General features: G+C 62.5%; 18 protein-coding genes and 6 pseudogenes. 10 read left to right on the plus strand and 14 right to left on the minus strand.

Annotation, left to right across the window (positions count from 1 at the left end):
• The 5 genes from thyA to ACFQJB_RS05785 all read right to left on the minus strand — a co-directional run bounded on the left by thyA (position 1) and on the right by ACFQJB_RS05785 (position 3335).
• Positions 1–999 carry a thymidylate synthase gene (thyA, locus tag ACFQJB_RS05765; RefSeq protein ID WP_379724957.1) on the minus strand — a complete coding sequence of 333 codons (999 nt, stop codon included), beginning with the start codon at positions 997–999 and terminating at the stop codon, positions 1–3.
• Positions 1000–1043: 44 nt separating this feature from the next.
• A complete protein-coding gene (locus ACFQJB_RS05770) occupies positions 1044–1895 on the minus strand; it encodes an ATPase (protein ID WP_379724960.1) in 852 nt (283 codons plus the stop codon).
• A gap of 3 nt (positions 1896–1898) precedes the next feature.
• Positions 1899–2222 (minus strand): DUF5827 family protein, encoded by a 324-nt coding sequence (locus ACFQJB_RS05775; protein ID WP_379724963.1) that lies wholly within the window; start codon positions 2220–2222, stop codon positions 1899–1901.
• A gap of 110 nt (positions 2223–2332) precedes the next feature.
• A complete protein-coding gene (gene sod / locus ACFQJB_RS05780; protein ID WP_120100097.1) occupies positions 2333–2932 on the minus strand; it encodes a superoxide dismutase in 600 nt (199 codons plus the stop codon).
• Between the two features lie 160 nt (positions 2933–3092).
• Positions 3093–3335 carry a heavy-metal-associated domain-containing protein gene (locus tag ACFQJB_RS05785; RefSeq protein WP_379724967.1) on the minus strand — a complete coding sequence of 81 codons (243 nt, stop codon included), beginning with the start codon at positions 3333–3335 and terminating at the stop codon, positions 3093–3095.
• Between the two features lie 132 nt (positions 3336–3467).
• Here ACFQJB_RS05785 and ACFQJB_RS05790 point away from each other — a divergent pair, with 132 nt between their 5' ends.
• Both ACFQJB_RS05790 and ACFQJB_RS05795 read left to right on the plus strand, forming a co-directional pair.
• Entirely contained in the window at positions 3468–4058 is a 591-nt protein-coding gene (locus ACFQJB_RS05790; protein ID WP_379724970.1) for an AsnC family transcriptional regulator, read from the plus strand.
• A gap of 89 nt (positions 4059–4147) precedes the next feature.
• Positions 4148–6766, plus strand: a complete 2619-nt coding sequence (locus ACFQJB_RS05795) for a heavy metal translocating P-type ATPase (protein WP_379724973.1) — start codon at positions 4148–4150, stop codon at positions 6764–6766.
• A 22-nt stretch (positions 6767–6788) separates the two neighbouring features.
• Here the strand turns inward: ACFQJB_RS05795 and ACFQJB_RS05800 are convergent, their stop codons facing one another.
• From ACFQJB_RS05800 to ACFQJB_RS05815, 4 genes and pseudogenes are all read right to left on the minus strand, one after another.
• Positions 6789–7331, minus strand: a complete 543-nt coding sequence (locus ACFQJB_RS05800) for a hypothetical protein (RefSeq protein ID WP_379724976.1) — start codon at positions 7329–7331, stop codon at positions 6789–6791.
• A 59-nt stretch (positions 7332–7390) separates the two neighbouring features.
• The gene (locus ACFQJB_RS05805; protein ID WP_379724979.1) at positions 7391–8821 is read right to left on the minus strand and encodes a cryptochrome/photolyase family protein; all 1431 of its coding nucleotides are present in this window, start codon (positions 8819–8821) and stop codon (positions 7391–7393) included.
• A gap of 47 nt (positions 8822–8868) precedes the next feature.
• A complete protein-coding gene (locus ACFQJB_RS05810) occupies positions 8869–9588 on the minus strand; it encodes a 6-hydroxymethylpterin diphosphokinase MptE-like protein (RefSeq protein ID WP_379724982.1) in 720 nt (239 codons plus the stop codon).
• 141 nt (positions 9589–9729) lie between these two features.
• Positions 9730–10879, minus strand: a pseudogene (locus ACFQJB_RS05815) (dihydropteroate synthase).
• Between the two features lie 113 nt (positions 10880–10992).
• Between ACFQJB_RS05815 and ACFQJB_RS05820 the strand changes: the two are divergent.
• The 5 genes and pseudogenes from ACFQJB_RS05820 (at position 10993) to dph5 (ending at position 16193) form a co-directional block, all read left to right on the plus strand.
• A pseudogene (locus ACFQJB_RS05820) lies at positions 10993–11579 on the plus strand (hypothetical protein).
• Positions 11576–12393 (plus strand): annotated as a pseudogene (locus ACFQJB_RS05825) (RNA methyltransferase). The pseudogenes ACFQJB_RS05820 and ACFQJB_RS05825 overlap by 4 nt, the downstream one beginning before the upstream one ends.
• A gap of 38 nt (positions 12394–12431) precedes the next feature.
• Positions 12432–14755 (plus strand): annotated as a pseudogene (gene tmcA, locus ACFQJB_RS05830) (tRNA(Met) cytidine acetyltransferase TmcA).
• 77 nt (positions 14756–14832) lie between these two features.
• Entirely contained in the window at positions 14833–15315 is a 483-nt protein-coding gene (locus ACFQJB_RS05835; protein ID WP_379724985.1) for a DUF456 domain-containing protein, read from the plus strand.
• 65 nt (positions 15316–15380) lie between these two features.
• Entirely contained in the window at positions 15381–16193 is an 813-nt protein-coding gene (gene dph5, locus ACFQJB_RS05840; protein WP_379724988.1) for a diphthine synthase, read from the plus strand.
• 1 nt (position 16194) lies between these two features.
• On the opposite strand, the pseudogene artA reads toward dph5, so the two are convergent.
• A pseudogene (gene artA, locus ACFQJB_RS05845) lies at positions 16195–17168 on the minus strand (archaeosortase A).
• A gap of 111 nt (positions 17169–17279) precedes the next feature.
• Positions 17280–17717 (minus strand): universal stress protein, encoded by a 438-nt coding sequence (locus ACFQJB_RS05850; protein WP_120100062.1) that lies wholly within the window; start codon positions 17715–17717, stop codon positions 17280–17282.
• A gap of 121 nt (positions 17718–17838) precedes the next feature.
• Here ACFQJB_RS05850 and ACFQJB_RS05855 point away from each other — a divergent pair, with 121 nt between their 5' ends.
• Positions 17839–20220, plus strand: a complete 2382-nt coding sequence (locus ACFQJB_RS05855) for a DEAD/DEAH box helicase (RefSeq protein ID WP_379724991.1) — start codon at positions 17839–17841, stop codon at positions 20218–20220.
• A 71-nt stretch (positions 20221–20291) separates the two neighbouring features.
• Here the strand turns inward: ACFQJB_RS05855 and ACFQJB_RS05860 are convergent, their stop codons facing one another.
• Both ACFQJB_RS05860 and ACFQJB_RS05865 read right to left on the minus strand, forming a co-directional pair.
• The gene (locus tag ACFQJB_RS05860; RefSeq protein WP_379724994.1) at positions 20292–20588 is read right to left on the minus strand and encodes a type II toxin-antitoxin system PemK/MazF family toxin; all 297 of its coding nucleotides are present in this window, start codon (positions 20586–20588) and stop codon (positions 20292–20294) included.
• 3 nt (positions 20589–20591) lie between these two features.
• Positions 20592–21032 (minus strand): MarR family transcriptional regulator, encoded by a 441-nt coding sequence (locus ACFQJB_RS05865; protein ID WP_379724997.1) that lies wholly within the window; start codon positions 21030–21032, stop codon positions 20592–20594.
• A gap of 160 nt (positions 21033–21192) precedes the next feature.
• Between ACFQJB_RS05865 and ACFQJB_RS05870 the strand changes: the two are divergent.
• Positions 21193–21451: pseudogene (locus ACFQJB_RS05870) on the plus strand (AbrB/MazE/SpoVT family DNA-binding domain-containing protein).
• The gene (locus tag ACFQJB_RS05875; RefSeq protein WP_379725000.1) at positions 21452–21853 is read left to right on the plus strand and encodes a hypothetical protein; all 402 of its coding nucleotides are present in this window, start codon (positions 21452–21454) and stop codon (positions 21851–21853) included.
• Between the two features lie 64 nt (positions 21854–21917).
• Here the strand turns inward: ACFQJB_RS05875 and dnaK are convergent, their stop codons facing one another.
• On the minus strand, positions 21918–23828 hold the full coding sequence (gene dnaK, locus ACFQJB_RS05880) for a molecular chaperone DnaK (protein ID WP_379725003.1): 1911 nt from the start codon (positions 23826–23828) through the stop codon (positions 21918–21920).
• Positions 23829–23951 lie beyond the last annotated feature (123 nt).

Below are 23951 nucleotides of genomic sequence, written 5' to 3' on the forward strand. Positions count from 1 at the left end.
TTACTCCGCGACCGCGAAGCTGATCCCGTCGGCCGGATCGTAGTCAGTTAGTTCGATATCGTCGAACGCAAGTTCGTCGAGCGGTTTGTCGGCGATTTCGATGCGCGGCCGCTCGCGTGGCTCACGCGACAGTTGCGTAAGGAGTCCGGGGACGTGATCGTAGCCATCGGTGTCTTCTGTTTCGTCGGGGGCTTCGGTTTCGAGCCAGTCGCGGACGGTGCGGTACTCCTCAGGGTCGTCGACAGCGGCCAGTCGATCCTGCATGCGGTCGAGGTTGTCGGCGTACCAGTCGCCGCGGTCGTCGGTACCGCAGTAGATGTGGGCATCGACGACGGTGTGGCCGAACTCGCCGACCTCGAAGCCAGTTTCTTGGGCGACGGCGTGGGTGAGCAGCGAGTAGGCGGCGATGTTAAACGGGACGCCCAGCGCGATATCGCCGGATCGCTGGGTGAGATGGCAGTTGAGTTTGTCGCCTTGGACGTTGAACACGAAGGTGTAATGGCAGGGCGGCAGCGTGCTCACCGCGGCGTTAGCGGGGTGCCACGCTGAGACAACGAGTCGGCGGGAGTTTGGCGACTCCTTCAGGGTGTCGACGACGTACTGAATCTGGTCAAAGGTGCCGTCGTCGTTCCGCCAGCGGTGGTCGTCGTCGGGCCACGCCTCGCCGTCGAGACCTTCGTCGGGAACCGGAAACCGCCGCCAGAAGCGGCCGTAGGCGGTGTCAAGCCGACCCTGCTCGTCGGCCCACGCGTCCCAGATGCCGGTCTCTTCCCGGAGGTTGCGGATGTGTTCCTCGCCGGAGAGATACCACTTGAACTCGTGGATCAGCGAGTTCCAGCGAAAGCCGGAGAGATCTTTTGTCGTCAACAGTGGGAACCCCTCCTGCAGATCGATGGTGTACTGTTGACTGAAGGAGGCGATGGTGTCAACGCCGGTGCGGTTTGGCTTGTGCCCGCCGCCGGCGAGCGTGTCGGCGACGAGATCGAGATACTGCTGCATTGCGGCTTGGTAGATCCACCGGAGCCGGCTACAAGTGTATTGCGCTACCGGTCGCTGTCAGCCGGCTCCTCGCTGAGAGCCACGTCCAGGAGTGCTTCGTAGACGTCCGCGTAGGCATCGGCGACACGGGTGGGATCGCCGCGCTCATCGCTGCCGAGTGGCTGTAGCGTGTGTGTCGACACCGGCTCGATCATCTCGACGACGCGGTTGACACGCTCCTCCAGTTGGCCCTCTCGACTGCTTCCACTGGCGACCTCGTCGGCTTTCAGATACCGCGACCCATCATAGAGCCGCACGCGTGTCGGGGCGACGACAGCGACCGCATCGAAGTCAATTCCGTCGACCGGCAGGGCGATGTCGGCGTAGGATTCGACGACCCCGGGTGTCGTCTCAGCGATCCGGTCGGCCACACGCTCGAAGGCCGGGAGATACCGCTCGGACATCACGTCGTTGAACCGATCGACGCTTTCGACGCGGAGCGCGTCGTCCAGCGGCAGCGACGCAGCAACGTGGTCGGGGAGCAGTCCCTCGCGTTCGGCAACACCGTTGACGACGAATGACGGCCCATCCGGCGTCGTCACGCGGTCGACGAGAAACGTCCGGCCGGCTTCGCCGAGCATCCCGGTTCGACCAGGTGTCGGTCGCCAGAGGCGGTGGACGGGATTCAGCTGTTCTTCCGGGAGGTCGGTGTCGCCAGCGGCCGCCAGCGTGGCAACATCCTTGCCGTAGAGGCGGCCGTCACTGAGGGCAGCCGCAGCGTCGTCGTGGTCGTACCAGTAGTCGTTGCCGGCGCGGGGTTTGAAGCCGACCGCGCCGTCAAGAGCCGCGAGCAGGCCGGCGGCGAACGTTGTTTTGCCGGCGTCAACGCGGGCGTCGCCAGCGACGAGTAGTTTCATCGGTTAGTCGTCGCTGGCGGCGGTGTCGTCGTTGTCGGCGTCGTCGGCACTGTCGGCACCGTCGTTTTTCAAGCCGTAGTAGCCTGGTTCCTCCTCGTTTGGTGGCTCGGCGATGACCAGTTCCTCGGAGTTGCGCATGATCCATGGGATGGCCCAATCGAGGAGGACATCCTCGACGCCTTCGTCGATCTCAGCGTCGGTTTCAAGCCCCTGCAGGAGGCGGGCGATCTCGTAGACGGAGTACATCATCCCGTCGTCGAGCAGTTCCTCGGGCGTGTAGAAGTCACAGGGATACAGGTCGTCGAAGGCGTCCTTCGGGCGTGGCATACCAACTTATAGCAGTGCCGACCCCGAAAACAGCACGGATTAGCTGTCGCTGATGGGCGAGTCCTGCCGCTGTGCAGTCAGCGTCGCAAAAAATAACGTGAACGCCCGAATTACTCGAAGAGCTCGACGGCCTGTTCGTACCGTGCACTCGGTTCCTCCCAGTCGACGACGTTAAAGAACGCATCAACGAAGTCGCCGCGGGCCGGACCGTAATCGTAGTAGTAGGAGTGCTCCCAGACGTCGAGTGCGAGAATCGGGTGACCGCCCCAGATCGCGCCCTGGTCGTGTTTGTCGACCACGACGTTGCGAAGCTGGTTTGAGAACGAGTCGTAGACGAGCAGTGCCCAGCCGGAGGCGTTGCCGGCTGCGGCTTCGAACTCGCCTTTCCACGCCTCATATGAGCCGAAGTCCTCGGCGATCCGGTCGGCGAGGTCGCCGCTTGGCTCGTCGCCACCCTCCGGCGACATGTTCTGCCAGAAGAGATCGTGCAGAATATGCCCCGAAGAGTTGTGGGTCACATCGCGGATTGCGCCCGCGCTGGAACCGAAGTCGTGGTTCTCACGATTTTCTTCGAGGGTTTCTTCGGCCGAGTTCCAGCCGTTGACATAGCCCTGGTGGTGGGTGTCGTGATGCCACGTCAGGACTTGTTCGCTAATGTGCGGCTCAAGGGCGTCATACTCATACGGAAGGGGGTCGAGTTCGTAGCTCATAGGTAATTCCTCCACTCATCGGTACTGGTGGCACGCTGTTAAAGCTTGAGGAGTTGTATGGTAGCAATTCCCACGATTTGGCCACTGAAACAAACGGTTTCGGCACCTCAGGAAAGCGTGTGTAATCAAAAGTAATTCCGCGTTGGTGTTAGGTTAGCAACTATTCGATCCGATGGAGTGGCCGAAAACCACGCGGATGCGAGCAGTTATGGCGACGCCTCGTAGCCGGCATCCTCCACAGCCGCAGGAGGTCGTCGGTCGCGGCCGAGCCCTCAATCTCGGCGGTGCTCGCCTCTCGATCCGCGCTCGCTGCCGTCACACCGTCCACCGATGTGAGGGCGTCTTTGACAGTTTCCTCGCAGTGCTCACAGCTCATCCCGTCGACCGTAATCGTCTGTCCCATAGCCGGCTGCATATCGGGTCTGCGGTGGCTTGTAAATTGTTGCTTCAACTCGAAGGCTGCGCGCTGGTCACAGTATGGATTCCAAAGCGGATGGTGGCCAATAGTATTGTATCCGGCATGCGTACAGCCACCATGCGCGATCTCGACGAAACCGACATGGAAATCCTCTCGATGCTGGCCGCCGACTCCCGCCGCCCCTTCAGCGAGATCGGTGACGAAATCGGCCTTTCGGGGCCTGCCGTCTCCGACCGCGTGACGCGACTGCAAGAGGCCGGCATTATCAACACCTTCACGATCGATGTCAACCGCGGTGCGCTTCGGGCCGGCGTCCCGGTGTTGATCGATCTCGACCTACCAGCCGAGTCGCTGTCGGCAGCGCGAGAACAGCTCCAAGACGCCGATGCCGTCGAACACATCTTCGTCACCGCCGAGGGCGACCTCCGGTTTTATGCCCGCGTCGAAGCCCAGAACGTCCGGGAGTGGGTCGCCGGACTCTTCGAGGAAATCGCCGTCGACGACTACACAGTCACCCTCGTCGACGACGTTGAATGGACGCCCACAATCGACGGCGTCGAGTTCGCCCTGACCTGCGCGGAGTGCGGCAACACCGTTGACAGCGAGGGTGAAACAACACGGATCGGCGGTGAGGTCTATCACTTCTGTTGTTCCTCGTGTCTGAGTCGTTTTGAGGATCGCTACCAGCAGTTCGAATCAGACGCGTAGCTGCTTTTGATTCCAAAGTTTACGGCCTGGCTAAGCCGTGGTCTCGAAGTAGAAAACGCAGTAAGTATGGAACCCGTATACCAGATACCATGACCACACAGACAATCACCCTCGATATCACGGGGATGTCCTGCGCCAACTGTTCGGCAACCATCGAGGACACCCTCAGCGCGCTCGACGGCGTCGACGACGCGAGTGCCAACTACGCCACCGACGAGGCGACCGTCGAGTACGACGCCACAGCAGTATCGCTCGCGGAAATCTACGACGCGATTGACGACGCCGGCTACGGCGCGGTTAGCGAGACGGTGACCATCGCCATCACCGACATGTCGTGTGCAAACTGCGCCGACACCAACGCGGAGGCCCTCGAAGCCCTCCCCGGCGTCATCGAGGCGGATGTGAACTACGCGACCGACGAAGCGCAAGTTCGATACAATCCAGCCGCCGCCGACATCGACGCCTTCTACGAGGCCATCGAAAACGCCGGCTACGAGCCGGTGCGAGAGCACGGCGACGACAGCGACGGCGACACCGACGCCCGCGATGCGGCCCGCGAAGGCGAGATCCGCAAACAGCTTCGGCTCACCCTCTTCGGGGCTGTGTTGTCGGCTCCGCTGCTCGTCTTCCTCGCCGACAAATTCCTGCTGGGCGGCGCGGTCGTTCCCGACTCGGTGTTCGGGGTCGAACTCGGCTGGATCGAGTTCCTGCTGGCAACACCCGTCCAGCTTGTGCTCGGCCGGCCGTTCTACAGCAACTCCTACGACGCGCTCGTGAAAAACCGGCGGGCGAACATGGATGTCCTGATCGCGCTGGGCTCAACAACGGCCTACACATACTCGATTGCCGTCCTCGCCGGGCTGATCGCCGGCAGCCTCTACTTTGATACGGCCGCGTTGATCCTCGTGTTCATCACCCTCGGCAACTATCTCGAAGCTCGCTCGAAAGGGCAAGCCGGCGACGCACTTCGGGAGTTACTCGAAATGGAAGCCGACACCGCGACAGTCATCACCGACGACGGCGAGGAGGAGATCCCACTGGAGGATGTCGAAGTCGGCGACCGGATGAAGGTGCGACCGGGCGAGCAGATCCCGACCGACGGCGTCGTCGTCGACGGTCAGAGCGCGGTCGATGAGTCGATGGTGACCGGCGAGTCGGTGCCGGTCGAAAAGACCGAAGGCGACGAGGTCGTCGGCTCGACGATCAACGAAAACGGCGTGCTCACCGTCGAGGCGACAAAAGTTGGGTCGGACACCGCGCTCCAGCAGATCGTCCAGACGGTCAAAGAAGCGCAGTCCCGCCAACCTGATATCCAAAATGTCGCCGATCGCATCTCGGCGTACTTCGTGCCCATCGTCATCGCCAACGCCGTGCTGTGGGGCCTGTTGTGGTTCTTCCTGCCCGAAACACTGGCTAATTTCGTTGCATGGCTCCCGCTGTGGGATCCGGTCGCCGGCGGCTCGACAGTCGTCGGCGGGACAGTCTCGGTCTTCGAGTTCGCGGTCATCGTCTTCGCCTCCGCCGTCCTCATCGCCTGTCCCTGCGCGCTCGGACTGGCGACGCCCGCAGCGACGATGGTCGGCACGACAATCGGCGCCCAAAACGGCGTCCTGTTCAAGGGTGGCGACATCCTCGAACGCGCGAAAGACGTCGACACGGTCGTCTTCGATAAAACCGGCACGCTCACCGAGGGCGAAATGGAGTTGACCGACGTGGTCGCCTTCGACAGCGACGGCAACGCGGTCACCGATGGGGGCACGCCAGCAGGCGAAGATCCCACGCCAGACGGCGGGCAACTCACTGAACGCGAGACGCGCGAAGAGGACGACGTGCTCCGACTCGCTGCGAGTGCCGAGCGCGGCAGCGAACACCCACTCGCGCGTGCTATCGTCGAGGGTGCCGAAGAGCGCGGGATCGAACTCAGTGATCCCGAAGACTTTGAGAACGTCCCCGGACAGGGGATCCGTGCGACTGTGGAGGATCGAGAAGTGCTGGTCGGCAACCGCAAACTCCTGTCGGGCAACGGGGTCGACACCGAACCCGCAGCTGAGACGATGGAACGCCTCGAAAGCGAGGGCAAAACCGCGATGCTCGTCGCTATCGACGGCGACCTCGCCGGCATCGTCGCCGACGCCGACACGGTCAAACCGAGCGCGAAAGAGGCTGTGAGCGCGCTCCAGGCCCGCGGGATCGACGTGATGATGATCACCGGCGACAACGAGCGCACCGCCCGCGCGGTCGCCGAGCAGGTCGGCATCGACCCCGACAACGTCCGCGCTGGCGTCCTTCCCGAGGACAAATCCGACGCAGTCGAGGCGATCCAATCGGAGGGTCGCAAAGCGATGATGGTCGGCGACGGCGTCAACGACGCGCCCGCGCTGGCGGTCGCCTACGTCGGCACCGCTATCGGCTCCGGTACTGATGTTGCCATCGAAGCCGCCGACGTGACGCTCATGCGTGACGACCCGCAGGATGTGGTGAAGGCGATCCGCATCTCGGCGGCGACGCTCCAGAAGATCAAGCAAAATCTCGTGTGGGCACTCGGCTACAACACGGCGATGATCCCGCTGGCGTCGCTGGGTCTGCTTCAGCCCGTCTTAGCCGCGGGTGCGATGGCGATCTCCAGCGTCTCGGTGCTGACCAACAGCCTGCTGTTCCGTCGCTACTCGCCGGAGACGGACTACAAACTGCTGGGCCGACTCCGGTGATTGCCAGGGTGCGTCGGCTCCGTTACCCACACGGCCCGGTGAAACAGTCGAGGCAGTCCATCGCACGAAGATCTAGCAGATACGACGCGTTCGCGTTTTCCTGATCACCCTGTCGACGCTTGTACTGATGCAGCGGTGCCTGCTCCGCCTCGACGATGGCTTCGATCTGTGCAACTGAGGTTCGCCAGACACCCTCCATCTCCTCGACCTCAGCGCCCCACCCAGACAGTTCCTCCCGCCACCGCACCCAAAAGAGGATCTCGGGATTTCCCGTCTGTTTGTACCGCTGGTAATCGTTTGCGTTGAACGTCACGACATGTTGCGGCGGGAGCCCATACTTCCTTTCGGCGGTGAAAAACGGCGTTTCCTGCGTTTTGAGGTCGGCCGGCTCTCCTTCGACAAGCAGATCGAGCGCGGTTGGATCGTCCGCTTTGGCCGGATTTTCGCGGGCAGCCAGTCCAAGTGCCGGGGCAACCGAGTCGAGAAAGGTGGCTTCGCGCTGCTCACCGAACCGCAGCCACGGAGCCTTGTTTTCAGTGTCTGTCGGTTTGTTATCGGTCGGCATATCTCCCGTCACTTCGGCATCACATATGAAGTCTCGTGACAGACACGTGGAGCGCTAACTCAGTCCTCGCCGCGAGCGGCTTCAAACATCGCCAACGCCTGCTCGCGTCGCTCGCTGTGATCGACAATCGGTGCGGGATACTCTGGGGCGGCGTTTCGTCGCTGTAGCGGTGATACTTCGTGCCACGAGTGGATGATCTCGGGATCGACACCCTCCAACTCGGGGACGTATTCGGTGATGTACTCGCCGTCAGGATCGTAGCGTTCGCCCTGTGTCATCGGGTTAAAGATACGAAAGTACGGCTGGGCGTCGGTGCCGGTCGAGGCCGCCCACTGCCAGCCGCCGTTGTCATTGGCGGTGTCGTGATCGACCAGTTTTGTGCGGAACCAGTCGTAGCCCTCGCGCCAGTCGATCAGGAGATCCTTGGTGAGAAAGGAGGCGACGATCATCCGCACGCGGTTGTGCATGAACCCCTCCGCACGGAGCTGCCGCATCCCGGCGTCAACGATGGGGTAGCCGGTTTCGCCATCCTGCCACGCGGACAGAAGATCAGGGTCGTTTTCCCACTCGATTTCGTTTTCGTACGTCTTGTAGTTCTGCGAAACGACCTCGGGGTTGAACCACAGGACGTGCGTATAGAACGCCCGCCACGCGAGTTGTGATTGGAACTCCTCGATCTCTTCGCGCTCGTCGTCGGTGGCGTCAGCTTTTGCCTCCTCGCTGGCCCAGTAGACCTCTCGAATCCCGATGGTTCCGTATTTCAGATCAGCCGAGAGCCGCGAGGTCGAGTTCCGTGTCGGGTAATCGCGGTCGCTCTCGTAACGGTAAATTCCGTCCTCGCAGAACCGTTCGAGTCGCTTGCGGGCGGCCGTGGTGCCAGCCGGCAGCAGATCTGCCTCCGGTTCATCGAAGCCGAGATCGGCCAGCGTCGGCAGTGAGCCGGCATCGACGCCGACTGCGTCGCTGTCGAGGAGGCTATCGGCGTCAGGAGCCGGATACGGATCGTCTTTCTCGCGGTCGTGCCACTTCCGTCCGAAGTAGGTAAACACCGAGTACGGATCGCCGTCGTTGGTGGTGATCGACCCTGGTTCGTGGCAGATCGCGTCGTGGAAAGACTCGCGGGCGATATCGGCGTCGGCGAGAGCTTGCCGAACAGCGGCGTCGCGTTCGCGCGTTAATCCTGAATAATCCTTGTTCCAGACCACGCGGTCGGCGGCAACAGCGTTAGCGACATCGACAACGACAGATTCGGGGTCACCGTGGCGAATCAGCAGGTCGCCGCCGCGGTCGCGGTACCACTCACGGAGTTTGGCGAGGGCGTCCAGCAGGTAGGCGACACGCGGCGGGCCAGCACAGTCGAGAACGTCATCGTCGAAGACGAACAGCGAGACGACGCCGTCGGTCGCATCGTTGTCGACCGCCTCGGCTGCCGCCGCCAGCGCGCGGTTGTCGGCCCCGCGGAGATCCCGACGGTGCCAGTGGAGTTGCATACCCACACCACGGGCGGTCGGGTAAGGAAAGTTGCGGAGTCGCCAGATCAGGGGCTCGTCGACAGCGTCGTCAGATCAGTTGTCAGCGCGTCACGGCGGCCCTCAAGCACGTCGAAGCGGTCGTCGCGGCGACGTTCCAGCCAGTACAGCAGATGTTCAGCCCACTGCAGTTTGCGAGTCTTCATTGGCCCGACGGCCGGATCGTCGAACTCCCAGCCGAGAAACCGAAGTTCGTCAGCACCGAAGGCGTCGGCGAAAAACGCCGCGCGGTCGCCGTCGGTAAACCCGCCGACGTTTGCGACAGCGTCGGTTGGAGCCGCCTGCGTCGTCACCAGTGTGTGCTGGCTGTCGAACTGCGGTAGCCACTCTCGAACAGCCGGAATATTGTCGCCGTGGGCGTGGGCCGCCACCGGCGTCCCCTGGTGGGTAAGCTCGCGCGCTGTCGCCGTGTTTTTGTCGAGATCGGTAACCATCAGATCGACCGCGATGTCGGCGTCGGCCAGTACGTCGACCGCGGTCGAGGCGGCAACGATGGCGTCGACGCTGTCGGGATCGAACGCAGCGAGTTCGGCCGTCAGCGACGGCGCGGCACCGACGATGGCGACGGTCGCACCATCGAACGCGGCGAGGCGATCGGTGTCAAACGGCGTGGCAACTCCGGCGGCAACGTCACGGGCACGCTCGTCTGCCACCCGGTTGAAGCCGAAATCCGCGAGGATCGCCTCGTAGATCGGCTCCCACTCGGTAAACGCGAGGCTGTCGCTCATCGGTGTAATAAAAATCCGCTGACAAGCGGGATGCTCGTCAGCTGAGATATTGTATGGGCCGGAGTGGCATCAAGTACCCCTACCCAAATGCCGTTCCGGCGTCCATCTTGTCGTTTAGCATCATCCGGCATAAGTTTTCTCTTAACAGCACCGTTCGCTGATACATTCCATGGTCGCGGCTAGCCGGGATGAGTCGCCCGTAATCCGGCGTGTAAGCGATTTGAACCCGGCTGGTGTGCCAATCAATACCAGTCCGTTGTCAGACGCACCGCTGACAGCGGTCACCGGCGTCTCACCAACAGTATTGAGCAACTGCTCCCGACTGTCGGGGTGCAGCCCAGTGAGTTCGAACGTTCTGGTCACACTGTCGTCGGCAGCCGTGTCTGTTGTATCGTACCGGTCGAGATGTCGCTCAGCCTCTCGCTGTGTTGTGATATCCAGCTTCCTCGACGGCGACTCCGTCGATTGTTTCCCGAAGCCGATCTCGACTGAATTCGTTGCCGATCAGCGCGGCATCCCGCGTTTCGGCCACGTCGTGGGTTCGGATGACGTGCGCCCCGCGTTCGACCGCCATCGCCGTCGCCGCCAGCGAGACCGGGAGGGCTCCTTCGGTCTCACGGCCGGCCACGGATCGAAGGAAGTTCTTCCGGTTAATCGACACCAAAATCGGGTGGCCGTAGCCGCGGAACTCTCGCAGCCGGCGGAACGTCTCACGGTCGTCCTCGATGGTTTTGTCTTCGCTCCAGCCGCCGAAGGCGGGGTCGATGATCGTTTTGTCGGTCAGGCCGTTCAGTTCCAGTGCGTCGTAGATGTCGTCGACATCCTCGATCGCACCGGGAGCTTCGAGATCCGGCGGCGAGGCCATTTTCGCGACTGCAACGTCGTACTCTTCGCAGATCTCGGGCAGCTTCGGGTCGGCGAAGCCGCAAATGTCGTTGACCATATCAAAGCCGCCGTCGAGGGCTGCCTCGGCAACCTCGTGGTAGCGTGTTTCGATCGAGAAGACGGCATCCCCGGAGACGCTCTCGATGGTTTCCAGCGCGGTCTCAAGGCGATCAAGTTCGCCCTCCGCGGAGAGCACCTCAAATTTCTTGTTGGCCGATTCGAGGCCGATATCGACGATATCCGCCCCTTCGTCGATCAACTCGCGGTCGACGTACTCGGCCGCCTCGCTCGGGCTGTTGAACACGCTCGGTTTATAGGGTGATTCGCTGCTGACGTTCAACACGCCCATGATCCGGGGCGGGTGGTCGTCACCGATCCGCAGGCCGGCGGCATCGACAGTTCGCATACCACAGACACGGTTGCGGGAAGTATAGACCGTCCGGTCGTGCCGCTACCGATGGAGATTTACCGCGGCGGCGGAGCCAGTCGGTTTTTATTCGCCCCGCCGGTAGGGCTGCTATGGGCAAGGTCAACGTCGGGCTTCGCGGCTGGCGATTTGCGGAGGCTGACATCTTCAACGACGATGGGATGTTCAAACAGCTTGAAGAGATCCCCAAAGACGACCGCCAGCGACTGCTTCGTCTCGTCTCGCTGGTCGAGAAGCCGTGTGACGCCTGCCGGCTGATCCACGGCGAAGAGGAGATTCACCGCGCCAGACAGGCGGCGGTCGTCTACGGCGAACCGAACGACGAGGTTGTCCTCTGTACCGACCACGAGGCAGACTTTCTGTACTGGTACCAGAGTGAGGGTGGCAGCGAGTACCGCGGCACCGCCGATTTCGATGATGCCTTCGAGGAGTGGTTCGACAATGGCGGCCGCGCCCCGAGGAGTTCGAGGCGGTCGAACACGTCGAGACTGATCCCGAGGGGCTGCCTGATCCACCGGACGCCCAAGAGCTCAACGCAATGCTGTCGGAGGGGTATGAGCCGGAACGGATCGACCTGCGGGAGTACGTCGACGACGAGACAGCCGAAGCCGCCAACGACGCGCTCGCTGACGGGGTTATCGACGAGACCGACATGGACTACCCGACCGCCGACGAATGAGCGGCCACGAACCGATTGTCGTCGTTGTCGGCGCGGAAACGCCGGGCAACGTCGGCACCATCGCCCGAGCGATGAAGAACTTCGGGCTCTCGGATCTCAAACTGGTCGATCCACCGCCGTTGGATCCTGACGGCGAGGCCTACGGCTTCGCCGGTCACGCCCGCGAGGACGTGTTACCGAATGCCGAGGAGATTTCTTTCGAGGAAGTAGTTACCACCTATCACACCGTCGGCTGTACCGCGATCACCGGCGAGGATAGTCGTCGTCACCGCCGATTCCCCTACACCACACCCGCCGAGTTGGCCGAGACGCTGCAGACGGTTGATAGCCGGACAGCCATCGTCTTCGGCCGCGAGGGGCGGGGACTCTACAACGAGGAGATCGAGCAGTTGGATCAGATCTGCTCGATCCCTGCCAGCGACGACTACCCTGTCCTCAATCTTGGACAGGCCGCCACGATCGTCCTCTATGAACTCCGTGATCTCACTGTCGACGAGACCCAACTGCCTGACCGCGAACACGAGCGCGCCGCGGAAGCCGACATCGAGCGCTTGTACGACTATTTTGCCGAGTTTCTCGACGCCCAACGCTACAACGACCGAAAACGCGAGAAAACCCAGCGACTCATGCGCCGGCTGATCGGGCGTGCCCATCCGACAGGAGAGAGATTCACACGCTGCTGGGTGTCCTCCGCCAGGCGACGGAGCAACTGGAACACCGCCAAGCACTGTTAGACCGGTACGACGAACCAGACCGATTTGGCGGCGACACAGCCAGCGATGGCGACGCGGATCGAACGGGCGACGACGCATAGACGGAAAGAGCCTTGCCGACGCTGCTGCAAGCCAGAGTATGGATCTGCGGGGTCTCGTCGCCAGCCTCCGAGAGAACGCCCACGCCGCCAATGAGCGACGGCTGCTCGCGCTCACCGGCGACCGTGAGGCCGGCATCGACGCCGCCTACACCGCGATTGCGGCGGCCGGCGTCGACGACGAGGCGGTGAGTCTCGTGACGACCCAGCAGGGGTTCAGATACCACCGACTACACCCTGATCACGCCGACGAGCTGCTCGGAACAACCCGCAAGATCGTTGTGCTTGATTGCCACGAGGGCTTTTCGGCCAACACCCTCGGTCAGGTCACCGGCGCGGTCGACGGCGGCGGACTCCTCGTGTTGGTGCTCCCGCCACTGGAGGCGATTCCAAATCAACTCACCGCGCTGGTCGATCAGGTGGCCGTTCCGCCATTTTCGCGCGACGATGTTGGCAACCACTTTCGGCGACGGCTAGTCACAACACTACGCCAACATCCGGGTGTGGCGATCGTGCGACTGCCGCCATCGACGGCGGCAACGAACGACGACACCCCGGACGAAATCACGATCAAGCGCGACGGCCTGATCAGTCGGTCACAGTCGACACCCCCATCTGACCCACGCAAATATACCGACACCCCGTTTCCCGACGCCGCATACGAAGCCTGTCGAACCGGCGATCAGGCTCGCGCGGTTGCTGGCCTGTCAGCATTGTCGAGCCCGGGCAACGCTGTCGTCGTCGAAGCCGACCGCGGCCGTGGCAAGTCGAGTGCGGCCGGGCTGGCCGCCGCCGCGTTGGCGGCTGATGGCCGGGATGTCCTCGTGACGGCACCCGACTTCGACAACGCGGCCGAACTCTTCGAGCGAGCCACAAAGTTGCTGGCGACACTCGATCATCCGGCTGCCGCCGAGTCGGCTGACAGCGACACTGACGAAATCGAGCCGCCGTTGGCGACGACAGCCGGCGGTCGCATCCGGTTTGCATCGCCGCCAGACGCCGCCGACCTCCCAAGTGAGCCCGACGTGGTGATCGTCGACGAGGCGGCCGCGCTCCCGGTTCGATTGCTGGAACGCTTGCTTGACGCACCGGCTGTCGGCTTCTGTACGACAGTCCACGGCTACGAGGGATCGGGCCGTGGGTTTGCGGTTCGGTTCCGCGATCGACTGGCTGTGTCCTCCCACGATGTGACCGATATCGAACTCCGTGAACCGATCCGCTACGGGCAGGGCGACCCAATCGAGGCGTGGCTGCGTGGACGCTCCTGCTTGATGCGGAGCCGCCGGCCGACCAGCTCGTCGCCGACGCAACACCCGAGACGGTGTCCTATCGCACACTTACAGCTGACGACCTCGTCGACGACGAGAGTCTGTTCCGGTCAGTTGTCGGGTTGTTGGTCGCCGCCCACTACAAGACTGAGCCCGACGACATCGTTCGCCTGCTCGACGCGCCGAACCTCAAACTGCGCGCGTTGCTGGCCGACGGCCATCCGGTGTCGGTCGCGCTGCTCGCCCGCGAAGGGGGACTCAGCAGCGAGCAGCAAGCGGAGATCTACCGCGGCCAGCGCGTCCAGGGGAATATGCTGCCGGACGTCCTGACAAGCCAACTGCGGGATCCGACGGCGGCGGGGCCAGTCGGCTATCGCGTGATGCGGATCGCCACCCACCACGCCGCCCGGTCGCGTGGATTGGGTTCGGAACTCCTCTCGCGGTGTCACAACGAGTTCGGTGACGCCGTCGACTGGGTCGGCGTTGGCTTCGGTGCAACGCCGCGTCTGCTGTCGTTTTGGCGCGTAAACGGGTATCGACCCGTCCATTTCTCAGTGACGCGAAACCAAACAAGTGGGGAACACTCCGCGCTCATGCTGCGGCCGTGTTCGACGGCGGGCACCGACCTCACTGCCCGCCATAGCCGATGGTTCCGCGAGCGGATCGCGGGACAGTTAGCCGACACGCTTTCGGGTGTTTCGCCGGACGTGATCCGTGGTGTGTTGCGTGCGGTATCGGTGTCGGCTGATGACACCCAACTGGGCACACTCGATCTTGACGACCGCGGCTGGCGTGTTCTCGCGGGCGTCGCTTACGGGCCAGGAACCTATGAGGCGGCTCCGCATGTGTTTCAGCAGCTTGCGATGGCCCATCTCATCAGCCCGATCGCCGAGTTGTCGCCGCGAGCCGAGCGGCTGCTCGTGCGGAAAGTATTACAGTGCGCGCCGTGGGCGACCGTCGCCGACGAACTCGGATTTGTCTCTGAGCGGCAATGCAAACGTGCTTTCGGGACAATTGCGAGGCAGTTCTGTGAGGCTGTCGATGATGAAGCCGGCGGCGACATCATCGCCGAGGAGCGCGCGACGTACGAGGACTAAGCGCAAGGTACAGCGAACGGGAGCACCGATAGCCACCCGGCCGCATCCCTTTTCGCATTCGACAGCCCAGTGGTGATATGGTTGAGGTGGTTCTCGTTGTCGCCGTCGGGCTGTTGGTCGCTGGGATAGTCGGAAGCGTCCTCCCAGCGGTTCCCTCTGGGCTCTTTTCGCTGGCCGGAATCTGGGCGTACGCGCTGTTCGGCAGCGATCCGCTCGGCCCGCTGGCCATCGGTGGGCTGACACTGGCGGCGATTGGCACGGTCGTCGTCGACCACGTCGGCGGCCCGGTGGCGGCAAAGCTGAGCGGCTCTTCGAACCGAACCGCGCTTATCGCGGCCGTTGTTGGCTTCGTTTTGCTGTTCGTGCTCGGCCCGCTGGGCATCATCGTCGGCGTCATCGGCACTGTCTTTTTGTTAGAGCTCACCGAGGGAGCCGATATGGAGACGGCCGCCCGGCGATCGATCTACACTGCCGCCGGCGTGTTGGGCTCGGCACTTGCGCAACTGCTGTTGACCGGGACGATTCTCCTCGCATTCGTTGTGATCGTTGTTGTGTTTTGAGCAGTGAACCCCACACTGCGCGACCGAACAGGGCGTTTATTCACCTCGCCACGCTCTGTCGGGGTATGCTGACGTTCATTGGGTTAGGGCTCTACGACGAGGGGTCGATCACCCGCGAGGGCGAAGCCGCACTTCAGGCGGCCGACCGCGTGTTTGCGGAGTTCTACACCAGCCGCCTGCTTGGAGCCGATGTCGACGATCTCGAAGCCCACCACGGGATCGAGATCGAGGTTCGGGATCGCGCTGGCGTCGAACAGGATCCGGAACCGATCTTGCAGGCTGCCGAGAACGGCGACGCCGTCTTTCTCACCGCCGGTGATACGATGATCTCGACGACCCACGCCGACCTCCGGGTGCGAGCGGCCGACCGCGGGATCGACACCCGCGTGATCCATGGTGTCACCGCCGAAACCGCCGCCAGCGGGTTGACTGGGCTGCAAAACTACCGCTTCGGCAAGGCCGTCACGCTCCCGTTTCCTGGGCTGCACGAATCGGGCGACGTGCCTCCAAGCGTTATCGACGCAATCGATGCCAACCGCGAGCGTGGGCTGCATACGCTGGTCTATCTCGACATCAAGGTTGACAGCCACCGCGAGCTCTCAGCCCTCGACACCGACGATCCCTACATGACCGCCGACCACGCCGCCGGATTGTTGGCAAACGACTGGGAAGACGAACTCGCTGTTGTCGTCGCTCGTGCTGGGAGTCCGGAGCCTGTCGTTGCCGCCGACCGGCTGTCGGCGCTGGCCGAGCGGTCTTTTGGCGACCCGCTGCACCTACTCGTCATTCCGGGTGAGCTGCACCACGTTGAGGCCGACGCGCTGGAATCGCTTGCCGGCGCACCAGAATCGCTTCTTCCAACCGAGTCAGATCGATAGGTCAGTCGCTCTGTTGGGCACCGGGCTGTTCAGCAACCGGCTCGCGCGGTAGCTCCAAGGCAGCCTGCAGGTCGTGATCTTCACCGGTGAGGAGGTAGAGGACATCCTCCAGAACGGTCAACAACTCCGGAAGCTGTCGAGCCACGAGATAGGTGATCGCCATGAGCGCGACGACCGCGCCGAGTTGGCTGATGATGCGATCGGAGACAAGGAACGACACGCGATAGGGGTTTGTCTCCCCGAACAGGAACAACACCGCATCAGGAAACCAGTGCATCAACTGGTTGCCGGCGGCGATCGAGATGAAGGCGGTGCGGAACACGTTGAGCACGAAGATGATCGGCACGGCGACCGCCAGCGCGCGGAGCTTTCGGCGGAGCGGGGCTCTCACAGCCGCGATGAGGCCGCTGAACACGGCGATACTGCCGAGGCCGGTACAGGCCAAGACGATATAGACGTTGTAGATGTGGCCGTCGCTCAGCGTCCACTGGTAGGTTGCCATGAATCCTTCCGGGCTCTCGACGAGGGCCGGCGAGTAGCCGGCCGCCGAGATGATCCAGCCGGTGATGACAGTCGTGATCTCGATGAGATACTGCCGGGGGCCGGTAGCGCGAGGCCACCGACCGTAATTGCCGGAATCGTCTCAAATGGGAGGTAGATGAAGCCCATGACGGCGATCGCTCGCGAGAGGACGAACAGCGTCGTCCGCCCGGTGTAGAGCTCGTAAGCCGCATAGAAGCAGGCTGGGCCACCAATCAACGCCAGGAATGCCTCGACGAAACTCTGGTGTTCAAACCACCAGAATGGCACCGAGTTGAGCCAAAAGAGCCCAAAGCCCACCCATGCGGTTGTCGCGGTCACCCGTGCCTGCTGCATGAGATCCGTTCCCGAGCGGCGGCCGTACCACTCGGTGATGCCGGCGGCCGCAAAGAGGAGCACGACGACCCAGATCAACGCATCCGAGAGTGGCCCCATCGTGAACAGTTCGTCGCGGAGCCACGCGACGGGGGAGCCGGTCATATCAGTCGGAAGGAGACAGCCTCATAAATCCCTTATCGTTGTGTGCGCACACGCCGACCAGCCGCCTCAGTCCTCGGCTCGCTTGACTGTCATGACCGGCAGCTCCGTGTTTTGGATCACGCGTTCGGCGACACTGCCCATCAGCAGCCGATCCATCCCCGTTCGGCCGTTGGTACCCATCACGATCGTATCGGCGTCGATATCGTCGGCGTAGTTCGTGATAGTCTCGCCGGGCGCGCCCTCACGGATGCTCACAACCGTATTGAGGCCTGCCGAACTCGCAGCGTCAGCAACCTCATCGGTGATGCGTTCGCCCTCTTCCTGGAGTGTTCCTTTGATGTGGTCACTGCCAAGTTTGGGAGCCATCTGGCTCACGCGCTCGTGGTCGACGACGTAGAGAATATGCATGGCAGCGTCATGTTTGTCCGCCAGATCGATCGCGTGAGATGCGGCTTCGCTGGCCGCCTCACTACCGTCGGTCGGGAACAGCACCGTCTCGTACATATCTCAACGTTTCCGTGCGCCGTTGTGAATTAATCGGTTTGGCGACTTCACTGGCTGTCGATCCGCCTACACAGCGACCACCCACCACAACCGTTAGCATCGCTGGAACCGAACGACGGGTGTGAACGAGCTCGTCGACTGGCTGCGAACACGCCCCCACTACGATGGCCAGATCGTCGCCCACCGAACCCTCCCAGCCCGCGACGCCGAGTTCGCCGATATCGACCTCGAATCCCGGCTCGAATCAGCCCTTGCCGACCGCGGGATCGACCAGCTCTATGAGCATCAAGCCGCCGCTATCAACGCCGTCCGCGACGGCGACAACGCCGTCATCGCCACCGAAACCGCCAGCGGCAAGAGTCTCGCCTACACCGTGCCGGCATTCGAGCGCGCGATGGATCACGGCGGGCGAACGCTGTATCTCGGCCCCCAGAACGCGCTGATCGCTGATCAGGACGAAACACTCTCAGAACTCGCTCACGACCTCGGCTTCGGCAGCCGGGTGTCGGTCGATCAGTACACCGGCCGCCTCTCCGATAGCGAAAAGCGAGATGTCCGCGACCGCCGGCCAACAGTCCTGCTATCAAACCCGGATATGCTTCATTTCGCGCTGCTGCCCTATGCCAACCGCCTGTGGGAGTGGTTTTTCTCGTCGCTGGAAACCGTTGTCATCGACGAAATTCACGGCTATCGCGGCGTTTTTGGCACGCAGGTCGCTCTCGTGCTCCGCCGACTGAACCGCATCTGTGAGCGATACGACAGCGATCCACAGTTCGTCTGCTGTTCGGCGACGATCGGCAACCCAGTCGAACACGCCGCCCGGATCACCGGCCGCGACGAGTCGTCGTTCGCCCTCGTTGACGACGATACCAGCGCGCGCGGCCCGCGACACTGGCTGCTGTGGAACCCGCCCGAGTACGAAGATGCCCAGCGCGGTCACGGCAGCGGCCGTCGGCGGTCGAGTCACACCGAATCGAAATCGCTGTTCGTCGACCTCGTCGCCCGCGGCTACCAGACGTTGGCGTTCACTCGCGCTCGGCAGGCCGCCGAGCAGTACGCCACCGAGAGCAGCGACGAACTCCACAATCGCGGCGAGCGCGACCTCGCCGGCAAGATCCGCGCCTATCAGGCCGCACTCAACCATGACACCCGCCGGGCGATCGAAGGCGACCTCCAGTCCGGCGATTTGCGAGGCATCTGGAGTACGAACGCCCTCGAACTCGGCGTCGACATCGGCGGCCTCGACGCTGTCATCCTCGACGGCTATCCGGGTACCCGAATGTCGGCCTCCCAACAGGCCGGCCGCGCCGGTCGTGGCACCGATCCCGCCCTCGTCGCGTTCGTCGGCGGGGAGGATCAACTCGACCAGTATCTGATGACACACCCCGAGGAGTTTTTCGAGGCCGACCCCGAGCAGGCCATCGTCGATCCCGACAACCGTGAGTTGCTGGCGGATCACGTTGCCTGCGCCGCGGCTGAAAACTGGCTGTCGACCGCCGACGAGACACACTTTGGCGCGGACTTTCCTGACGCTGTCAGCGAGTTAGTCGACGAGGGTCGGTTGGATCGCCGTGAGACGAAGGATGGCATTCGCTGGCTGCACGACGGCAACGGCAGCCCACAGCACACCATGAACCTCCGAACGATCGGCGACCGCGAGATCGACCTCCTTGACGCTCGCAGCAACGACGTGATCGCCACGCTGGGCTTCGATGATGCCCTCCGGGACGCCCACCGCGGTGCGATCTACCACCAGCAGGGCCAGACCTACGAGGTAAGTAAATTGGATCTCGACCGCGATGTCGCCGAACTCCAACCCTCGTGGGCCGACTACTACACGCAAGTCCTTGCGGAGAAATCGGTCGTTGTCAACGACGATCTCACCGAAAAGTCACTGCCGTACGCGACGGGTGACGCTGAGGCGGATACAGAGGCTGTCCCCGAGGCGACCGTCCACTTCGCCGATGCCACCGTCACCGAGCGCATCACCGGATTTCAACGCAAGGATCGCCGCACCGGCGAGGTCATCGGCGAGGAAACGCTGGAGTTGCCGGAAACGACGTTGCGAACGAAAGCCCTCTATTTCACCGTCCCGCCGGCCGTCGAACGCGACCTCCGGGAGACCCACTCAGACTGGGAATTTAATGGCGGCATTCACGCCGCCGAACACGGCATGATCTCGCTGTTCCCGTTCATGCTGCTCTGCGACCGCGGCGACATCGGCGGGCTGTCGATCCCACACCACCCCCACACCGAGCGGGCGACCGTCTTCATCTACGACGGCTACCCCGGTGGCGTCGGCCTCACCGAAGCCGGCTTCGAGATCGTCGAGGAATTAATGACCCGTACCGCTCGGCTAATTGACGACTGTGACTGTGCCGATGGCTGTCCGGCCTGCGTGCAGTCACCGCAGTGTGGCAACGGCAACGAACCGCTGGCGAAGGAACCGGCTGTGACGCTCCTCGAAGCACTGACGACAATGGAACCGACTGCGGAGCGATAACACTCGCTGGCCCGATACGGAATCGGCTCACCCGCGCAGGATCATTTCGGCGTAGGCCGTAGCGATCCGCTTCATCGTCGCCGCGGCAAGCGGGCGTGCATCGCTCGAATGTCCTCGTGAGCAATCCGATGGGTTGCCCACGGTTCGAGATATGATCGAGTCAGGAGTTCACCCGTTTCTGGATCGTCGGCGTCGATGGCGACGGCGTACGGGTGGTCGCCGTAGCGGTCGCTGCTGGTGAGGGCGGCGACGGTGTAGCGACGCCCGTAATCCGGGCACTGTTCGTCGGAGATAACGACCGCGGGACGCGATGGTCGGCGGTCGTACGGATCGGGGATTGATACGACCGCCCCATGACTGTAGGACACGAATTACTCCTCGGTGTTGACCTCACAGTTCGCAACGAGTGTTTCGGCGTCGATACCACCAGTGTCGCCGCTGGCGGATCCCTCGCTTGGATCGAGTTCCGGGAGTTCGTCCTCCCAGCCCGCGTCGGCGTAGGCATCGTCCGGCGCGTCATCGAAGAGGTCGACAGCAGCATCCAGCGACTCCAGTCGGCGTTTGAGCGATTCGACCCGTTCCGGATCGATATAGTATGCTCCCTGAGAGCGATTGACGAGTCCCTTTTCATGAAGCCGGCTCATTGTTTTCGAGGCACTGCTCTTGCTGATCTCGGTCTCGGTGGCGATTTCTGATGGTGAAAAACCATAGTCGTGGTTGGCGACGAGGAATCGCAGTGCGGCGTGTTCGTTCGTCTCCGGACTGACCGGGAACGGCTCATCTCGTCGGAGTTCATCGACGTGATAGGGCATTTGCGTCCCTTGTTGTCACTGGATGTCATTAACGCTTTCCGACACAGTGAACGCTTGAACTGATTCGATGCGACTGGCGACTGAAATCTGTGCTATGTTGGGCCACAGTACGGACAGAATTCTCCATACGATTTGAGATATTACAGATGGTATTACCTACATGAGCAAGTCAACGCGTGTCACGGACAAGGGCCAAGCGACGATCCCAAGCCCCTCCGTGAGAAATACGATCTGGAACCCGGCGACGAGGTGGTGTGGGTGGATACAGACGACGGAATCGTCGTGAAAAAACGAACGCAGGGGAGTGGTCGCGGCATGCTCGTTCCTGACGATACCCCCAGGAGACGCGAGACGAGATCGCATCGGAGCTGGCGACCCGATTGCGAACCCGCCGGGATCGAAACTACGAGGAGGAGTAGATGGAGTCGTATACAGCCGACGCCGTTTCGATGCTGGTGTATCTTGTTGATGCGCTGCCTCACGCTGCCGACCGGGTGTTCGCCGAGGCTGAAGCCGGGGAAGCCGTGATACAGCCCCCGAGCACAGCACTCGCCGAAGTGCTGTATTCGGTCGACCACGACAAATCGATCCGGGGTGTTTCACTCGCGGGCACACCGGACGACGCCAGACGGGCACTGGTCGAGGACGGCCCTGTGTCGGTTGCCCCAGTCGACAACGCGGCACTCATCGAGTACGCGCAGGTGGAAAGCGAGTTTAGCATTCACGACGGCTTGATCGTCGCCAGTCATCGTGCCCGAGGGACGGATGCGATCATCACAACTGACAGCGTCATCGCCGACGCCGACTATCCCAGTGTTTAGGATTGAATCAGCAGCAACAATCAGAAAGAAATAGCTCAGTAACAGTCAGACAGCGCGCGAGGGCTTACTCGTCTTTCTCGTCGTCTTCGTCGGCGTCTTCGAAGTCAGCGTCAACGTACTCGTCGCCCTCGCCGTCAGCACCAGCAGCACCGCCTGCGCCGGCACCATCGGGCCCGAAGCCGCCTTCAGGGCCGCCCGCGCCGCCGGGGCCGGCCTGAGCCTGCTGGGCCTGCTGTTGGTACATCTGTTTGCCGATCTCCTGGAGTTCCTCCGAGAGGTTTTCCGTGACCTCTTGCAGCTCCTCGGTTTCGGCGTCGTCGTCTTCGAGGACTGCTTCGACATCCTCGATCGCATCCTGAATATCGGCCTCAAGATCGTCGTCGACCTGCTCTTCGTTCTCCTCAAGCAGGGATTCGGCGCGCTGAACCGCGCCCTCGGCCTCGTTGCGGGCTTCGATCCGCTCGCGACGTTGCTGATCCTCCTCGGCGTGTTGCTCGGCTTCTTCCTGCATCCGTTCGACTTCCTCGTCGGAGAGGCCGGCGCCGCCTTCGATGGTGATCGACTCGGCGTTGCCCGAGCCCTGATCCTCGGCGGAGACGTTGACGATGCCGTCGGCGTCGATCGAGAACTCAACTTCGATCTGCGGCGTTCCTGCGGGCGCTGGTGGGATCCCAGACAGCATGAACTCCCCGAGCAGTTCGTTCTCCTCGGCGATCTCGCGTTCGCCTTGGAAGACGCGAACCTGGACTGAGGTCTGGTTGTCCGCCGCCGTGGTGAAGACCTTCGAGGCGTCGGTCGGGATCGTCGTGTTCTTTTCGATCAGTCGCTCGAAGATGCCACCCTTGACCTCGATCCCGAGGCTCAGCGGCGTCACATCGAGCAGGACGATGTCGTCGACATCGCCGGCGAGGACGCCGCCCTGAATCGCCGCGCCGAGCGCGACGGCTTCGTCGGGGTTGACGTTTTTCTTGGGCTCCTGACCGACGAGTTCTTCGACCTGGTCAGCCACCTGCGGCATCCGGGTCGATCCGCCGACGAGAATGACCTCGTCGATGTCGCCTTTCGATTTGTCGGCGTCGTCCAGAGCCTGCTCGGTCGGCTCAACCGTTCGCTCGATCAGCTCTTTGGTGATGTTCTCGAACGTTGCCCGCGTGATCGACGTTTCGAGGTGGACAGGACCGGAGTCGGTCGCCGTGATGAACGGGAGGTTGATGTTGGCTTCCTTCCGCGAGGAGAGTTCGATCTTCGCCTCCTCGGCGGCTTCCTTGAGTCGCTGGAGAGCCTGCCGATCGTCGCGGAGGTCGATCCCATGGTCGTCTTCGAACTCGTCGGCGAGGTGGTCGATGATCGCCTCATCCCAGTCGTCGCCACCGAGGTCGTTGTCACCGTTCGTGGCAACCACGTCGTAGACGCCGCCGCCGAGTTCCAGCACAGAGACATCGAACGTGCCGCCACCAAGGTCGTAGACAAGAACAGTCTGGTCGGATTCATCGTCAAGCCCGTAGGCCATCGACGCCGCGGTCGGCTCGTTGACGATGCGTTCGACCTCGAAGCCGGCGATCTCGCCGGCGTTTTTCGTCGCCTGTCGCTGCCGGTCGTTGAAGTACGCCGGCACGGTGATAACGGCTTTCTCGACGTCGTGGCCGAGATACTCCTCGGCGTCGCGTTTGATCTTCTGGAGGATCATCGCCGAGATCTGTTCGGGCGTATAGCTCTCGTCGTCGATCTCAACCTCGTAGTCCTCTTCGCCCATGTGGCGTTTGATCGACTGGATCGTCTTGTCGGGGTTCTGAACGGCCTGATTTTTCGCTGGCTTGCCGATCAGTCGCTCGCCGTCGTCGTCGAAGGCGACGACCGATGGGGTCGTCCGGTCGCCCTCGCCGTTGACGATGATCTCCGGGTCGCCACCCTCCATCACTGCAAACGCGCTGTTCGTGGTGCCAAGGTCAATACCGAGAATTTTCTCACTGGCCATCTTGCCCTGAATTACCGCCTTGGATCGGTTAAAGGTTACTGACACGCCGACACAAGCGAACCAACAATATCGCCGCTGTCTTGCGATTAGGCCGATAGAGGAGGTGAGACAGTCGGTGTGTTT

This window comes from Halonotius sp. GCM10025705 (assembly GCF_042662885.1).
In the GTDB taxonomy this organism is placed as follows: Archaea; Halobacteriota; Halobacteria; order Halobacteriales; family Haloferacaceae; genus Halonotius; species Halonotius aquaticus.

Bases quoted from the DNA above. Each gene is read 5' to 3' on its own strand.
- ACFQJB_RS05875 (WP_379725000.1), top strand. From the start codon at position 21,452: ATGGAGTCGTATACAGCCGACGCCGTTTCGATGCTGGTGTATCTTGTT.
- ACFQJB_RS05805 (WP_379724979.1), bottom strand. From the start codon at position 8,821: ATGCAACTCCACTGGCACCGTCGGGATCTCCGCGGGGCCGACAACCGC.
- thyA (WP_379724957.1), bottom strand. From the start codon at position 999: ATGCAGCAGTATCTCGATCTCGTCGCCGACACGCTCGCCGGCGGCGGG.
- ACFQJB_RS05800 (WP_379724976.1), bottom strand. From the start codon at position 7,331: ATGCCGACCGATAACAAACCGACAGACACTGAAAACAAGGCTCCGTGG.
- ACFQJB_RS05850 (WP_120100062.1), bottom strand. From the start codon at position 17,717: ATGTACGAGACGGTGCTGTTCCCGACCGACGGTAGTGAGGCGGCCAGC.
- ACFQJB_RS05865 (WP_379724997.1), bottom strand. From the start codon at position 21,032: ATGCCCTATCACGTCGATGAACTCCGACGAGATGAGCCGTTCCCGGTC.
- ACFQJB_RS05810 (WP_379724982.1), bottom strand. From the start codon at position 9,588: ATGAGCGACAGCCTCGCGTTTACCGAGTGGGAGCCGATCTACGAGGCG.
- ACFQJB_RS05770 (WP_379724960.1), bottom strand. From the start codon at position 1,895: ATGAAACTACTCGTCGCTGGCGACGCCCGCGTTGACGCCGGCAAAACA.
- ACFQJB_RS05785 (WP_379724967.1), bottom strand. From the start codon at position 3,335: ATGGGACAGACGATTACGGTCGACGGGATGAGCTGTGAGCACTGCGAG.
- dph5 (WP_379724988.1), top strand. From the start codon at position 15,381: ATGCTGACGTTCATTGGGTTAGGGCTCTACGACGAGGGGTCGATCACC.
- dnaK (WP_379725003.1), bottom strand. From the start codon at position 23,828: ATGGCCAGTGAGAAAATTCTCGGTATTGACCTTGGCACCACGAACAGC.
- ACFQJB_RS05775 (WP_379724963.1), bottom strand. From the start codon at position 2,222: ATGCCACGCCCGAAGGACGCCTTCGACGACCTGTATCCCTGTGACTTC.
- ACFQJB_RS05835 (WP_379724985.1), top strand. From the start codon at position 14,833: ATGGTTGAGGTGGTTCTCGTTGTCGCCGTCGGGCTGTTGGTCGCTGGG.
- ACFQJB_RS05790 (WP_379724970.1), top strand. From the start codon at position 3,468: ATGCGCGATCTCGACGAAACCGACATGGAAATCCTCTCGATGCTGGCC.
- sod (WP_120100097.1), bottom strand. From the start codon at position 2,932: ATGAGCTACGAACTCGACCCCCTTCCGTATGAGTATGACGCCCTTGAG.
- ACFQJB_RS05795 (WP_379724973.1), top strand. From the start codon at position 4,148: ATGACCACACAGACAATCACCCTCGATATCACGGGGATGTCCTGCGCC.